At 65.0% G+C, this 14,442-nt stretch carries 13 protein-coding genes; 12 read left to right on the forward strand and 1 reads right to left on the reverse strand.

Annotated elements, in window-relative coordinates; all coding sequences use genetic code 11:
* The first annotated feature begins 45 nt into the window (after positions 1 to 45).
* A complete protein-coding gene (locus tag ISG32_RS15980; RefSeq protein WP_194772022.1) occupies positions 46 to 1,548 on the forward strand; it encodes a M81 family metallopeptidase in 1,503 nt (500 codons plus the stop codon).
* On the opposite strand, the gene ISG32_RS15985 is transcribed toward ISG32_RS15980, so the two are convergent.
* Positions 1,549 to 2,496 (reverse strand): LysR family transcriptional regulator, encoded by a 948-nt coding sequence (locus tag ISG32_RS15985; protein ID WP_194772023.1) that lies wholly within the window; start codon positions 2,494 to 2,496, stop codon positions 1,549 to 1,551. It lies immediately after the preceding gene.
* A 271-nt stretch (positions 2,497 to 2,767) separates the two neighbouring features.
* On the opposite strand from ISG32_RS15985, the gene ISG32_RS15990 reads away from it, so the two are divergent.
* The 11 genes from ISG32_RS15990 (at position 2,768) to ISG32_RS16040 (ending at position 14,434) form a co-directional block, all read left to right on the forward strand.
* Entirely contained in the window at positions 2,768 to 3,277 is a 510-nt protein-coding gene (locus ISG32_RS15990; RefSeq protein ID WP_194772024.1) for a cupin domain-containing protein, read from the forward strand.
* Positions 3,278 to 3,331: 54 nt separating this feature from the next.
* A complete protein-coding gene (locus ISG32_RS15995; RefSeq protein ID WP_194772025.1) occupies positions 3,332 to 4,339 on the forward strand; it encodes a hydroxyquinol 1,2-dioxygenase in 1,008 nt (335 codons plus the stop codon).
* Positions 4,340 to 4,481: 142 nt separating this feature from the next.
* On the forward strand, positions 4,482 to 5,945 hold the full coding sequence (locus ISG32_RS16000) for an aldehyde dehydrogenase family protein (RefSeq protein ID WP_194772248.1): 1,464 nt from the start codon (positions 4,482 to 4,484) through the stop codon (positions 5,943 to 5,945).
* A 61-nt stretch (positions 5,946 to 6,006) separates the two neighbouring features.
* Positions 6,007 to 7,005, forward strand: coding sequence for a Bug family tripartite tricarboxylate transporter substrate binding protein (locus ISG32_RS16005; RefSeq protein ID WP_194772026.1), 999 nt, complete (start codon positions 6,007 to 6,009; stop codon positions 7,003 to 7,005).
* Positions 7,006 to 7,041: 36 nt separating this feature from the next.
* Positions 7,042 to 8,130 carry a maleylacetate reductase gene (locus ISG32_RS16010; protein ID WP_194772027.1) on the forward strand — a complete coding sequence of 363 codons (1,089 nt, stop codon included), beginning with the start codon at positions 7,042 to 7,044 and terminating at the stop codon, positions 8,128 to 8,130.
* Between the two features lie 44 nt (positions 8,131 to 8,174).
* Positions 8,175 to 9,437 carry an ABC transporter substrate-binding protein gene (locus tag ISG32_RS16015; protein WP_194772028.1) on the forward strand — a complete coding sequence of 421 codons (1,263 nt, stop codon included), beginning with the start codon at positions 8,175 to 8,177 and terminating at the stop codon, positions 9,435 to 9,437.
* A 50-nt stretch (positions 9,438 to 9,487) separates the two neighbouring features.
* A complete protein-coding gene (locus tag ISG32_RS16020) occupies positions 9,488 to 10,405 on the forward strand; it encodes a SphA family protein (RefSeq protein WP_194772029.1) in 918 nt (305 codons plus the stop codon).
* 48 nt (positions 10,406 to 10,453) lie between these two features.
* Positions 10,454 to 11,173: an ABC transporter ATP-binding protein gene (locus tag ISG32_RS16025; RefSeq protein ID WP_194772030.1), complete on the forward strand. Its 720-nt coding sequence runs from the start codon at positions 10,454 to 10,456 to the stop codon at positions 11,171 to 11,173.
* A 5-nt stretch (positions 11,174 to 11,178) separates the two neighbouring features.
* Positions 11,179 to 11,907, forward strand: coding sequence for an ABC transporter ATP-binding protein (locus ISG32_RS16030; protein WP_194772031.1), 729 nt, complete (start codon positions 11,179 to 11,181; stop codon positions 11,905 to 11,907).
* Positions 11,908 to 11,953: 46 nt separating this feature from the next.
* A complete protein-coding gene (locus ISG32_RS16035) occupies positions 11,954 to 12,805 on the forward strand; it encodes a branched-chain amino acid ABC transporter permease (protein WP_194772032.1) in 852 nt (283 codons plus the stop codon).
* A 30-nt stretch (positions 12,806 to 12,835) separates the two neighbouring features.
* On the forward strand, positions 12,836 to 14,434 hold the full coding sequence (locus tag ISG32_RS16040) for an alkaline phosphatase family protein (protein WP_194772033.1): 1,599 nt from the start codon (positions 12,836 to 12,838) through the stop codon (positions 14,432 to 14,434).
* The last annotated feature ends 8 nt before the right edge of the window (positions 14,435 to 14,442 follow it).

Raw genomic sequence — 14,442 nt, forward strand, 5'->3', positions numbered from 1 at the left:
AGATGTCGCAAGGCTCGCGACGCTTCATTTTTCCAAGAGGACACCATGGCGAAAATTGTTTACGGCGGTTTCCAGCATGAGACCAACACCTTTGCTCCCGATCTGGCGGACTGGGCTGCGTTCCAGGCCGGCGGCGGCTGGCCGGGAATGGTTTCGGGCGACAAGCTCTGGGGCTCCATTCAGGGCTCCAACATTCCTGCGGCAGGCTTTGTGGAAAAGGCACTGGCAGCCGGCGATGAAGTCGTTCCCACCACCTGGTGTGCGGCGAGCCCTTCGGCTCATGTGGAGCGTGAAACCTACGAGCGCATCGCGCAGATGATCGTCGACGGCATTGCCGCGGCGCTTCCGGTGGATGCGGTCTACCTCGACCTGCACGGCGCGATGGTGGCCCAGCATTTCGATGATGGCGAGGGCGAGTTGCTGCGCCGCGTGCGCGCGCTGGTGGGCGAGAAGGTGGCGATCGTCGCCAGCCTCGATCTGCATGCCAACGTCACGATGCAGATGCTGCAGAGCGCGGATGTGCTGGTGGCCTACCGCACCTATCCCCACGTCGACATGTACGACACCGGAGTGCGTGCCTACGAGTTGCTGACCCGACGCCTGAAGACGGGCAAACGGCCTGCGCTGGCGGTCAAGCGGCTGCCGTATCTGGTGCCCATTTGCTGGCAGTGCACCGACATTGAGCCGGCTCGCAGCCTGTATCGCCAGATGGAGCAGACCGAAACGGCGAACACGCATCTGTCGTTCGCCACAGGGTTCCCGGCGGCCGATTTTCCCGAGTGCTCGCCCGTGCTTTGGGCCTATGCCGACACAGAGGCAGAGGCCGAGGCGCTGCTCACGCCGGTCGCACAGGCAGCGCTCGATGCCGAGTCTCGCTTCGCGGGCAAGCTGTTTGCGCCCGAAGAAGCCGTTCGCTACGCACAGTCCCACGCGGGCAGCGGCAAGCCAACGATCATTGCCGACGCCCAGGACAACCCCGGCGCGGGCAGCAATTCGGACTCCACCGGCATGCTGCGTGCGCTGGTCGCCTGCAAGGCCGTCAATGCCGCGATTGGCCTGATCGTCGATGCGGAATCTGCAGCCAAGGCCCATCAGGCGGGCGAGGGCAACCGCGTGCGATTGGCGCTTGGCGGGAAATCCGGCATTGCGGACGATGCGCCCTTCGAGGCTGAGTTCGTGGTGGAGAAAATCTCGGATGGCAAGGTCAACGCGACGGGGCCGTACTACCGTGGCTTCCGGCTCGATCTCGGCCCGTCCGCCTGCTTGCGCATCGACGGAGTACGCATCGTCGTGGCGTCGCAGAAGGTGCAGATGGCCGATCAGGCGATGTTCCGCTTCGTGGGGATCGAGCCTACGGCGCAGGACATTCTGGTGGTGAAGAGCGCGGTGCACTTCCGTGCGGACTACACCCCCATCGGCCGCGAGATCATCGTCGCCGCGGCGCCTGGATCCATGCCGATGGTGCTGGAGAACCTTCCATGGACCAAGCTTGCTCCGGGTATTCGCATCGATCCCTGCGGCAAGGTGTTCGAACCCGTGGCCGCCTGATCATTCCAGTATCAAATCCTGCCCGACCATCCCGCGCGCTATCAGTTGCTCGTCCCACGCGGGCGTGCGCTTGTAGGGCGCGGCGATGTGCTCGATGAAAAGGCGCAGCTTGAAGGCGTTGCGTGAGGTGTGGGGAAACACGGCGCTGAACCAGAAGGACGAGAGCTGGTAGTCGCTCAGCACCGGGGTGAGTTCACCGCTCAGCAGCGCCGGAGTGGCCACGAAGGTGGGCACGCAGACGATGCCCGAGCTTTCCAGCGCGAAGTCGCGCAGCAGGTGGACGCTGTTGGTGAGCAGCGAGGCGTCGAGATAGAGCGTGATCTGTTCGCCCGCGCGGTGGAAGGCCCAGCGGTCGCGCGAAGGGTAGCGTGAGTAGAGGCCGAGGCGGTGCTTGTGCAGGTCGCGCGGGTCGGTGGGCGTGCCGTTTTCCTTGAGGTATTTTTCGGTGGCGCAGAACAATCGGCGCACCGGAAACAGTTGCTTGGAGACCAGCTCCATCGACGCCGGCGGAAAGATCTGCAGCGCGCAATCGACGCCTGCCGCGACGGGATCGACCACCTCGTCGCTCACGCTCATCTCGAGGCGGATGTCGGGATAGGCGTCCTGAAAACTCTTGAGAACCGTGGCGAAGCGCCCGAGCACGAAACCGGTGAGCGCATGCACCCGCAGCACGCCGGACGGCGTGGCGCCGACGTCGCGCATCTGGTCGAAAAGATTCTGCGAGCGGTTGACGAGCTCGGTCGATTCGCGCACGAAAGCCTGTCCGATTTCGGTGAGCCGCACCAGCCGCGTGCTGCGGTGGAACAGCGGCGTTCCCACATGTTCCTCGAGCTGCTTGATGCGCGTGGTGACCACCGAGGGCGCGACCCGCAGCTGTCTGGCGGCCTCCGAGAAATTCTGGGTTTGCGCGACGCGGACAAAGGCTTCGATGTTCAGGAGCAGATCCATTGGCGGGTGTTCCGTGGCCGGGTTTCAGGGTGCGGTGCAACATGAGTCGTGATGCGCACCCGAATGTGCGTCAACGTGTTTCTTGAACCGCCCAACAGGCCAGAGGATTGCCTGTATCTCTCCTAGAACGACTAGGGATAGTACCTACCATTGTTCGGAAACACAGAACAATGCAGTGCCGTTTTGGTGTATTCACCGCATGTTCGATCCTCCCTACATTGCAGTCAAGCGCAACGCTTCTTTGATACCAGCAACGCAAGGAGACATCGAAATGAGCAGCAGCCAGTACACCACCAAGTTCGGTTCCCTGAACTCCTACGAGAAGGGCCGTGTCGAGAACATCACCGACGACGTCCGCAACTACGCCTTCTCGAACTGCTTCGAGATCGCGGGCCAGTCCAAGCCCTGGGAAAAGGTGGTCTTCGGCCAGAACCAGATCTACGTGCTGGAGACCATCCGCGCCGAAGGCAACTCGCCCTGGTACACCTGCGCTCATGACGAGTTCGTGCTGTCGATGGATGGCGACATGGAGATCCATCTGGTGCAGCTCCAAGGTGAACAGATCGTCGCAGATGTCGAGAAGAACGGCACCGTTCTCGTGAAGGGCGAGCCGCAGGGCAAGAAGATGGGCTGGATGAAGCTGGGGCGTGGCCACCAGGCGCTGCTGCCCAAGAACACGGCCTACCAGATCCGCACGACCAAGCCCGGCGTCGCGATCCTGCAGACCTGCAAGGGCGAGCTCTCTATCGAGCGCTGGCACGACATCTGCCAGCTCACCTGATCGACGTCCTTCATCCGCATCCGCATCACATTCATCGCCTCAAGGAGACACACCATGAACACCGTAGCGCAAGCCCGCAAGACATCGGCGGCAGACCCTTCGCAAGACCTCGGCTACTGCACCTTCCAGCTGGGCTCGTTCGGCTTTCGCCGCGATGAGTATTTCGTTCACATCACCTGGACCACGCGGGACGGCCGTCCGCTCTCGCACACCATGGATATCGGCAACTTTCTGCGTGCGCTGATGCGTGACGTGGCCTGGGGCTTCTTCTACGGCGGCGTGAATTTTGACGACGTGATCGGCACGGTGAACCACTACAAGTCGGTGGACATGCAGGCCGGCGCGTTCAACGAGACCATGAAGGAATCGGGTGTCGATCTGCTGGAGAACTTCCCGGTGGACCAGATCCGCGACGTGTTCGAGAAGATGCTCGACGACTGGACCAACGAAGGCTTCGATCCGTTCGCCGCGCCGCTGGAAACCGGCTCGCCCTACGGCCGCAAGCATGGCAACAACACGGCGGCGGTGACGCGTGCCCGCGAACTCGCCAAGCGCTGCGTGGGTCTCAAGGACGACCTCAAGCTGCGCTCGGACGAACGCGGCGCGCCGGTCAACCGCAGCTTCGCCGACGTGCCCCAGAACGAGCCCGAGCTGCATCCCGAGCCCGGCTTCGAGAACGAGGTCCACGCGTTCAACCTGTTCGCCTTCCTGAGCCGCTCGCAGGTCACGTGGAACCCCTCGTTCACCAGCGTCGTCAAGCACAGCTACATGTGCCCGACGACCGAAGAGCACATCCTGCCGATCCTGCATTCCAATGACCGCGTGGAGTGGTTCTTCCAGATGAGCGACGAGATCCAGTGGAACTGCTCGGACAAGAACACCGGCAAGCCGCTGGCCCGCGTGATCATGAAGGCAGGCGACATCGCCGCCATGCCCGCCTACTGCCGCCACCAGGGCTTCAGCCCCAAGCGCTCGATGCTGCTGGTGTGGGAGAACGGCTCGCCGAATCTGGTCTACGAAATCCAGAAGGGCGACGCGCCGGAGATCCCGGTGCAGTTCTGAGCGGCGCAGGCTCAGCTCGTTCTTTTCTCATCCTTTTTCTTTGAAATCTTTCGGGTCGGCGCGCCGCGCGCTCGACTCTGGCCGGAGGCTTGTCATGAATACCGCTACCCACGCTGAAACCGCAGCATTCGATCAGAAGTCCATTCGCCACCAACTGTTCATCAACGGCCAGTTCGTGGATGCGGAATCGGGCGAGACGCTGCCCACGCTCAACCCGCACGACAACACGCCCATCGCCAACGTGGCCATGGCCGGCAAGGCCGATGTGGACAAGGCGGTGCAGGCCGCGCAGGCGGCGTTCCCTGCATGGAGCCATATGGCCGCGTCCGACCGTGGCCGCGTGTTGCTGCGTCTGGCCGATCTCGTTGAAAAGCATTCGGAAGAACTGGCCTGGCTGGAGACGCTCGACACCGGCCATCCCATCCGCGACTCGCGTGGCCTCGACGTGCCGCGCACCGCCGCCAACTTCCGCTATTTCGGCGGCATGGCCGACAAGCTGCAGGGCGACCAGATTCCGGTCGAGGCGGGCTTTCTGAACTACACGCTGCGCGAGCCCATCGGCGTGGTGGGGCAGGTCGTTCCGTGGAACTTCCCGCTGATGTTCACCAGCTGGAAGCTGGGCCCTGCGCTGGCCGCGGGCAACTGCGTGGTGCTCAAGCCCGCCGAGATCACGCCGCTGACTTCGCTGCGCATCGCCGAGCTGCTGTCCGAAGCAGGTCTGCCCGACGGCGTGGTCAACGTGCTGCCGGGCCTGGGCAGCGTGGCGGGTCAGTACATCGCCGAGCATCAGGACATCGGCAAGATCGCCTTCACCGGCAGCACCGCCACCGGCCAGCGCATCGTGCAGGCCAGCGCGGGCAATCTCAAGAAGATCCAGCTCGAGCTCGGCGGCAAGGGCGCGAACATCGTGTTCGAGGACGCCAACCTGAACGCGGCGGTCAACGGCGCGGCCTGGGCGATCTTCCACAACCAGGGCCAGGCCTGCATCGCCGGTTCGCGACTGGTGCTGCACGAGCGCATCGCGGACGAGTTTCTCGAGCGCTTCGTGGCGCTGGCCAAGAGCGTGCGTCTGGGCAATCCGCTTGACGCGAACACCGAGATGGGACCGCTCACCAGCGCGCTGCACCGCGACCGCGTGCTCGGCTATGTGGACGTGGCGCGCGAGCAGGGTGGCGAGATCCTGAGCGGCGGAAAGGCCCCGGGCGGCGCGCTCGCGTCGGGCTGCTACGTGGAGCCGACCGTGGTGCGCGTGAAGAGCTGGCGCGACCGCATCGCGCAGGAAGAAGTCTTTGGCCCGTTCGTCACGGTGATCACCTTCAAGGACGACGAGGAAGCCCTGCAGATCGCCAACGGCACGGAATACGGCCTCGGCGCGGGTCTGTGGACCAACAACCTGCAGCGCGCCCACAAGTTCGCCCGCGAAATGCACGCCGGCATGGTGTGGATCAACAGCTACAAGCGCGTCAATCCCGCATCGCCGTTCGGCGGCGTCGGCAAGTCGGGCTACGGCCGCGAAATGGGCTTCGAGGCAATGCGTGAGTACACCCAGGTCAAGAGCGTCTGGGTGAATGTGGATGCGGTCATTCCTCCGCATTTCAAGCGCTGAACGGCGGCGTTCGCCACAACGCGAAGGCCATGAACCCAACGGGGATGCAAGGAGACACAACATGAAGACGACGAGCACACAGACAATCCACCGCGGCCACGCTGCCCTCAAGTGGAGCATCGCCAGCGCCGCCATGCTCTGCGCCTCGGCCGCGATGGCGCAGAACTGGCCCGACAAGCCGGTCCACCTGATCGTCGCATTCCCGCCCGGCGGAATCGTGGACACCGTCGCCCGTCAGCTGCAGCCCAAGCTGCAGAGCGCACTCGGCCAGCCGGTGATCGTGGAAAACCGTGCCGGTGCGGGCGGCACGGTGGGCGCGGCGGAGGTGGCTCGCGCCACGCCCGACGGCTACAAGCTGCTCATGGTGTTCGACAGCTACGCCACCTATTCGCTGACCTATCCCAAGCTCACCTTCAACCCCGCGAAGGACCTCACGCCGGTCACGCAGATCGCACGCAATCCGCTGATCCTCGTGGTCAATCCACAGGTCAAGGCCCAGAGCGTCAAGGACCTCGTCGCGCTCTCCAAGGCCGATCCCAAGGCGCTGAACTACGCGAGCGTCGGCGCGGGCTCGAGCAATCACCTGACGGCCGAGCTGTTCAAGTCGGTCTCGGGCATGCAGGCCATGCACGTGCCCTACAAGGGCGGCGGCCCGGCCATGCAGGATCTGCTTGGCGGTCAAGTGCAGATGATGTTTCTCTCCGCCGTGCTCGCACAGCCGCATGTGCAGGGCGGCAAGCTGCGCGCGGTGGCGCAGACCGGCTCGCAGCGCGTGGCCGCGTTCGCTTCGGTGCCCACGGTGGCCGAGAGCGGCTATCCGGGCTTCGACGTGAACTCCTGGGTTGGTCTGCTCGCACCCGCCGCCACGCCCAAGCCGGTGGTCGAGCGCCTGAACAAGGAAATCCGCGCCATCGTGCAGGACCCGGCTTTCTCCGCGCGTCTGCAGGAGCAGGGCCTGAGCGGCATCGGCAACACGCCCGAGCAGTTCGCCAAGGCGCTGGAAGCGGAGAACAAGCAGTGGACCCAGCTGGTGCGCGAGCGTCAGTTGAGCATGGACTGAGCCTTCTCTTCAAAAAATCACATCAAGGAGCCAGCCATGTCGGATCGCGATTTTGTTTTCAACGGCGTTGCCCAGCGCGTGCGTTTTGCGGCGGGCAGCATCGATTCCTTGAGAGCCGAGGTGCAGCAGCTCGGTGCCAAACGCGCCATGGTGCTGTGCACGCCCGAGCAGCGGGCGCTCGCCGAGGACGTGGCCACGCGGCTGGGCGAGCTGGCGGTGACGGTGTACGACAAGGCCGTCATGCATGTGCCGATGGAGACCGCCCGCGCCGCGCAGGAGTTGGCACGCCAACTCGGTGCCGATTGCGCGGTGGCCGTGGGCGGCGGCTCGACGATCGGTCTGGGCAAGGCCATCGCGCTCGATTCCGGCCTGCCGATCATCGCGATTCCCACGACCTATGCCGGTTCTGAAATGACGCCGATCTTCGGATTGACCGAAGGCGGCGTCAAACGCACCGGCAAGGACGTGCGCGTGCTGCCCAAAACAGTGATCTACGATCCGCTGCTCACATTGAGACTGCCGGTGGGCATGTCGGTCACGAGCGCCATCAACGCGCTCGCCCATGCTGCCGAGAGTCTGTATGCGGCGGATGGCAATCCGGTCATGGACCTGATGGCCGAGGAGGGCATCCGCTCCATCGCCCGCGCCGTGCCGGTGATCACCCAGGACGCCGCCAACCTGAGCGCACGCGAAGACGCGCTCAAGGGCGCGTGGCTGTGCGGCGCGGTGCTCGGCAATGTGGGCATGGGTCTGCACCACAAGCTCTGCCACACGCTGGGCGGCACCTTCAACCTGCCGCATGCCCCCGTGCACACCGTGGTGCTGGCGCATGCGCTGGCCTACAACAGCGCGGCCGCGCCGGACGCCATGCGGCGCATTGCCCGCGCCATGGGCGTGAGCGAGGCGGAGGCGAACCGTCCGCTCGCCGCCGCGCAGGCCGTGTTCGATCTGGCCGCCGCCAACGGCGCACCGACCGCGCTCAAGGACATCGGCATGCAGCGCGCCGACCTGGGCCGTGCCCGCGATCTCGCCCTGCAGAGCCAGTACCCGAATCCTCGCCCGCTCGAAGCGAACGCCATCGACGCGCTGCTGGAGAACGCGTTTGAAGGCCGCCGGCCAGGTTGATCCATCTCTCATCGACAGCGTTCAAAAACCATCAGGAGACCCACATGAGCACGAACCTCCAACGTCGGCATTTTTCGCAAGGTCTGGTGGCGCTCGCCGCCGCATCGGCCACGCCGCTTCTGCGTGCGGCGCAGACCCTCAAGATCGGCTACGTGTCGCCGCAGACCGGCCCGCTCGCACCCTTTGGCGAGGCGGACAAATGGGTGATCGAGCAGATGAAGGCAGCGTTCAAGGACGGCATCACCGTCAACGGCGCCAAGCACGCGGTGGAGATCGTGCTCAAGGACAGCCAGTCCAACCCCAACCGCGCGGGCGAAGTGGCCAACGACCTGATCCTCAAGGACAAGGTGGCGCTGGTGCTCACCGCCGGTACGCCCGAGACGGCCAATCCGGTCAGCGATGCCTGCGAGCTCAACGAGGTGCCGTGCATTTCGAGCGTCGTGCCGTGGCAGCCGTGGTTCTTCGGGCGCAACGGCGATCCCAAGAAGGGCTTTGACTGGACCTACCACCTGTTCTGGGGCCTCGAGGACGTGATCGGCGCCTACACCAATGGCTGGAAGGGACTCGCCACCAACAAGAAGGTCGGCGGCCTGTTTCCGAATGACGGTGACGGCAACGCCTGGGGCGACAAGAATCTGGGCTTTCCCAAACCGCTGCAGACCATGGGTTTCCCGCTCACCGATCCGGGCCGGTTCCAGAGCGGCACGCAGGATTTCTCGGCGCAGATTTCCGCGTTCAAGCGCGACGGTGTCGAGATCGTCACCGGCGTGGTGATTCCGCCCGATGCCAAGACCTTTCTCACGCAGGCACGCCAGCAGGGCTTCAAGCCCAAGGTCATCACGCTGGGCAAGGCGCTGCTGTTTCCAAGCGCCATCGAAGCGCTCGGTGATCTGGGCATTGGCCTGACCACCGAGGTCTGGTGGTCGCCATCGCATCCGTTCACCTCGTCGCTGACCAAGCAATCGGCCAAGGCGCTGGCGGACAGCTACGAAGCCGGAACCAAAAAGCAGTGGACCCAGCCCATCGGCTTTGCGCATGCGCTGTTCGAGGTGGCGTCGAACGCACTCTCTCGCAGCAAGTCGCTCAAGCCCGCCGATGTGCGCGATGCCGTCGCGGCCACGTCGATCAACTCGGTCGTCGGCCCGGTGAAGTGGGGCGGTCAGGGTCCGATGAAGAACGTGAGCAAGACGCCGCTGGTGTTCGGCCAGTGGGTCAAGGGCCAGCAGCGCAAGGTCGATCTGGTGATCGTCAACAACGGCTCGGCCACGAACATTCCCACGGGTGGCGCCATGTCGCTGCTGCAGTGATCCACCCCCGTCACGCGCATCAACACAGAGAGACACCCAAGGAGACCTTCATGACAACACTCACATCGGCAGCGAGACCAGTGGCCCTGTCCGCCGTGGCGGCAGCCTGCGCGCTGCTGGTCTGCGGCGCGGCGCAGGCCACCGAGGGCGGCGGCAGCATCTACCCCGTCGGCGTCGAGAACTACGCCTGCTGCGCACTGCCGCCGCCGGGCCTCTACGGCATGGCGTTCGGGCAGGTCTACAGCGCCGATCGCGTGCGTGACAACAACGGCAACACGGTCACGCCCGACGGCTTCAAGGTGCGCGCCAACGTGATCGCGCCGCGCGTCGTGTGGGTGACGAAGGAGACGGTGGCGGGCGCATCGCTCGCGTTCCACGCCATCGTGCCGCTGGTCGACCTGAAGGTGACGCCCGCGCCCGGCATCTCGCAGCACAAGACCGGTATCGGCGACATCACCTTCGGCCCGGCGCTGGGCTGGCACCTGAGCGACAAGATGCATACGCTGCTGGCGCTCGACATCTATGCGCCCACCGGCGACTACGACAAGAAGAACATCGCCAACATCGGCCGCAACTACTGGGCCGTGCAGCCGGTGGCCGGGTTCAGCTACATGGACAGAAGCGGCCTGAACGCCGACCTGAAGGGCATGTACACCTTCAATTTCAAGAACTCCGACACCGACTACCGCTCGGGCCAGGAGTTCATCGCCGACTACTCGGTGGGCTGGGGTTTCGGCAACGGCTTCGTGGCGGGCATGGGCGGCTATCTCTACCAGCAGGTCAGCAACGACAAGCTGCACGGCAGCACCGTGGCCAACAACAAGGGCAGGGCGTTCGCCATCGGACCGAACATCAAGTACGACAGCGGCAAGGGCTGGTTCGTCACCGCCAAATACCAGATGGAAACCAGCGTGCGCAACCGCGCCGACGGCAAGGCGTTCTGGGTGAAGGCCGTCGTTCCGTTCTGAACGATCACCTCCAACCGCACCAAACCGCACACCGCACAGGGGCCACACATGAGCTTGCTTGCACTGGAATCGGTCAGCAAATCCTACGGCGCGCTGAAGGTCACCGACGACATCAGCGTCAGCGTGAAAAAGGGCGAGCTGCTCGGCATTCTCGGCCCCAACGGCGCAGGAAAGACCACGCTGTTCAACCTCATCTCGGGCGACGTTCTGCCCGATGCGGGGCGCATTCTGTACGAGGGCAAGGAGATCACCCGCGTGCCCGCGTTCCGCCGCTGCCATCTCGGCATCGGCCGCAGCTACCAGGTGCCGCAGCCCTTCGGCAACATGAGCGTGTTCGAAAACCTGGTGACCGCCGCCGCGTTCGGTGGCGAGCAGAAGGAGCAGGACGCGTGGGACACCGCGGTCGCCGTGCTCGAGCAGACCGGTCTGCTCAAGTACGCGAACAGCCCTGCCGGATCGCTCACGCTGCTCAACCGCAAGCGGCTGGAGCTGGCCCGCGCGCTCGCCACGCGGCCCGACCTGCTGCTGCTCGACGAGATCGCGGGTGGACTGACGGAGCACGAGGCCGCGCAGCTCGTCGATGAGCTCAAGCGCATCAAGGCCAGCGGCGTGACGATGATCTGGATCGAGCATGTGGTGCACGCGCTGCTGGCCGTGGCCGACCGGCTTTTCGTGATCAATTTCGGCAAGCAACTTGCGGAGGGCGAGCCGCATGCGGTGATGAACGACCCCGACGTCAAGCGCGTCTACATGGGCATGGAGGCCTGACGATCATGCAGTCCACATCATCCCGGTCATCGGCATCCTCCACGCTGTCCACCCACGCGCTCAAGGCCTTCTACGGCGACGCGCAGGCGCTGTTCGGCGTCGACATCGAACTGCGTCCCTCCGAACTGGTCGCCGTGATCGGCGCCAACGGCGCGGGCAAGTCCACGCTGCTCAAGTGCCTCACGGGCCTTGTCGCCGCCACGCCCGACAGTGTCCGCTGGAAGGGCCAGTCCATCGGCGGCGCGCATCCCTCGCGCATCGTCAAGGACGGCATCGCGATGGTGCCCGAAGGCCGTCGCCTGTTCCCCTCGCTCACCATCGAGGAGAACCTGCTCATGGGCGCGCAGGCCAAGCGCCAGGGCCCGTGGAACCTGCAGCGCGTCTACGGGCTGTTTCCCGTCCTCAAGGAAAAGCGCAGCATTTCGCCCGCGTCGCTGTCGGGTGGCCAGCAGCAGATGGTGGCGATCGGCCGCGCGCTGATGAGCAACCCCGATCTGCTGCTGTGCGACGAGATCTCGCTGGGCCTTGCGCCCGTGGTCATCCGCGAGATCTACGACGCCATGCCCGCGATCACCGCCGAAGGCATGTCGGTGGTGATCGTCGAGCAGGACATCTCGATGGCGCAGAAGGTCTCGCAGCGCCTGTACTGCCTGCAGGAAGGGCGCGTGTCGCTCTCGGGCGCATCGTCCGAACTCTCCCGCGAGGCCATCGGCCAGGCGTATTTCGGAGTCTGAACATGCGAGCCCCTTCCTCGTTCACATCTTTCACGGAGTTGCCATCATGGACATGATCATCAGCGGCGTGCTGCTCGGCGGTCTCTACGGCCTGTTCGCATTGGGGCTGTCGCTGATGTTCGGCGTCATGCGGCTCACCAACACCGCGCACGGCGACTTCATGGTGCTCGCGGCCTATGCCGTGCTGTCGTTCGCAAGCCTCGGCCTGCCGGCGTGGCTGGCGCTCGTGGCCACGTTGCCGCTGGCCTGGCTGCTCGGTTACGCGCTCCAGCGGAACGTGCTCAACGGCGTGCTCGGCAAGGACCCGCTGCCCTCGCTCGTGGTCACCTTCGGCATGTCGGTGTTCATCCAGAACCTGCTGCTGCAGGTGTTCTCTGCCGATCCGCGCTCGGTGGACACCGGCGCGTTCGCCACCGAATCGTTCACGCTCGGTGCGGACATGAGCATAGGCGTGCTGCCCCTTTTGATCCTCGCGCTTGCCGTGGGTTGCACGGCGGGGCTGCAATGGATGTTCCGCGCCACCGATCTCGGTCGCTCGTTCCGCGCCGTCTCGGACGACCGCGAGATCGCCGAGCTCATGGGCCTGAACGCGCGCACCGTCTACTCGCTTGCCACCGCGCTGGCCTTCGTGCTCGTCGCGCTGGCCGGTGGCCTGCAGAGCATGCGCACCACGGTCGCTCCCACCGACGGACCACTGCTGCTGCTCTTCGCGTTCGAGGCCGTGATCATCGGCGGCATGGGCAGCTTCTGGGGCACGCTCGCCGGAGCGATGCTTCTGGGCATCGTGCAGCAGATCGGCTTTCGCATCGACCCGGGCTGGGGCATCTGGGCAGGGCATCTGATGTTCCTGCTGGTGCTCGCCGTTCGGCCGCAGGGGCTGTTCCCCAAGACACGATGAACCAGGACAGGATAAATCAGGAGGCTCACCATGAAACAGATACCACGCGACGCGCAGCCCCTGCGCAACGTGCTCTTCATCATGTGCGATCAGCTGCGTGCCGACTATCTGTCGTGCTACGGCCATCCGAAGCTGCACACGCCGCACATCGATGGGCTGGCCAAACGGGGCGTGCGCTTTGACCGGGCTTACGTGCAAGGCGCGGTGTGCGGCGCGTCGCGCATGTCCACCTACACCGGGCGCTATGTCAGCAGCCACGGCGCGATGTGGAACTTCGTGCCGCTGTCCGTGGGGCAAATGACATTGGGCGACCACGTGCGTTCGCAGGGCGTGCGCTGCGCGCTGGTGGGCAAGACCCATGTCGAGGCCGATACCGAGGGTGCGCGCAGGCTGGGGATGGATGTCACTCAGGGTGCCGGAATGCTGGCGATGCAGGGCGGCTTCGAGCCCTATGCCCGTGACGACGGCATTTGGCCGCCGGGCTTCAAGGTCAGCGGCAATGCGTATTGCGACTGGCTGCGCGAGCGCGGCTATGTCTCGGACAACCCGTGGCACGATTTCGCGAACTCGGGTCGCGGGTCCGGAGGCGAGGTGCTGAGCGGCTGGCAGATGCGCTGGGCCGGCGCTCCGGCCGCCATCAAGGAAGCGCACAGCGAAACCCCCTACACCACGGACCGGGCGATCGACTTCATGCGCGAGGCGGGCGATCAGCCGTGGGTGCTTCATCTCTCCTACATCAAGCCGCACTGGCCTTATGTGGCGCCAGCGCCTTATCACGCGATGTACGGTCCGCAGGACGTCATTCCCGCCGCGCGCTCGGAGGCCGAGCGCGAGCAGGCGCATCCGGTCATCGAGGGCTTTCGGCGCGACACCGCCAGCCAGAGCTTTTCCCGGGACGAGGTGCGCGACACCGTCATCCCCACCTACATGGGGCTGGTCAAGCAGGTCGACGATCAGCTGGGACGCCTTTTCGCCTTCATGGAGGAGCAGGGGCTGGACAAGGACACGCTGATCATTTTCACCAGTGACCACGGTGACTATCTGGGTGACCATTGGCTGGGCGAGAAGGAGCTTTTCCACGAACCCATCGTGCGCGTGCCGCTGATCCTCTGCGATCCGCGCGCGCAGGCCGACGCGGGGCGCGGCGGCGTCAGCGGCGAACTGGTGGAGTGCATCGATATCGTGCCGACGATCCTCGAGGCGCTGGGCATCGAGCCGCCGACGCAGTGGCTCGAAGGGCAGTCGCTGTTGCCGATGCTGCGCGCGCCGGGCACCGCCAAAGGGAAGCAGTTCGTGGTCTGCGAGAACAGCTACGCGTTCCGCGACGCCGTTCGATTGCCGCTGGGTCAGCCCGTCGAGCGATGCCACATGACGATGCTGTGCGACAAGCGCTGGAAGTTCGTCCATGTCGAAGACCTGCCGCCGATGCTGTTCGACCTCGAGACCGATCCGCTGGAGTTGAACGATCTCGGACGCGACCCGCGATTCGCAGCCGTGCGCGAGCAGATGCTGGAGCGCATGTTTGGCTGGCTGCGGGAGCGGCGGCGCTTCCCGACGATGGACCCGAAGGCGATTGCCGCGTGGAACCGGCGCGAGGTCGAGGCGGGGATTCTCATCGGCGCCTGGTGACGGCAGGG

The sequence above is a fragment of the Diaphorobacter caeni genome (genome assembly GCF_015354245.1).
Lineage (GTDB): Bacteria > Pseudomonadota > Gammaproteobacteria > Burkholderiales > Burkholderiaceae_C > Diaphorobacter_A > Diaphorobacter_A caeni.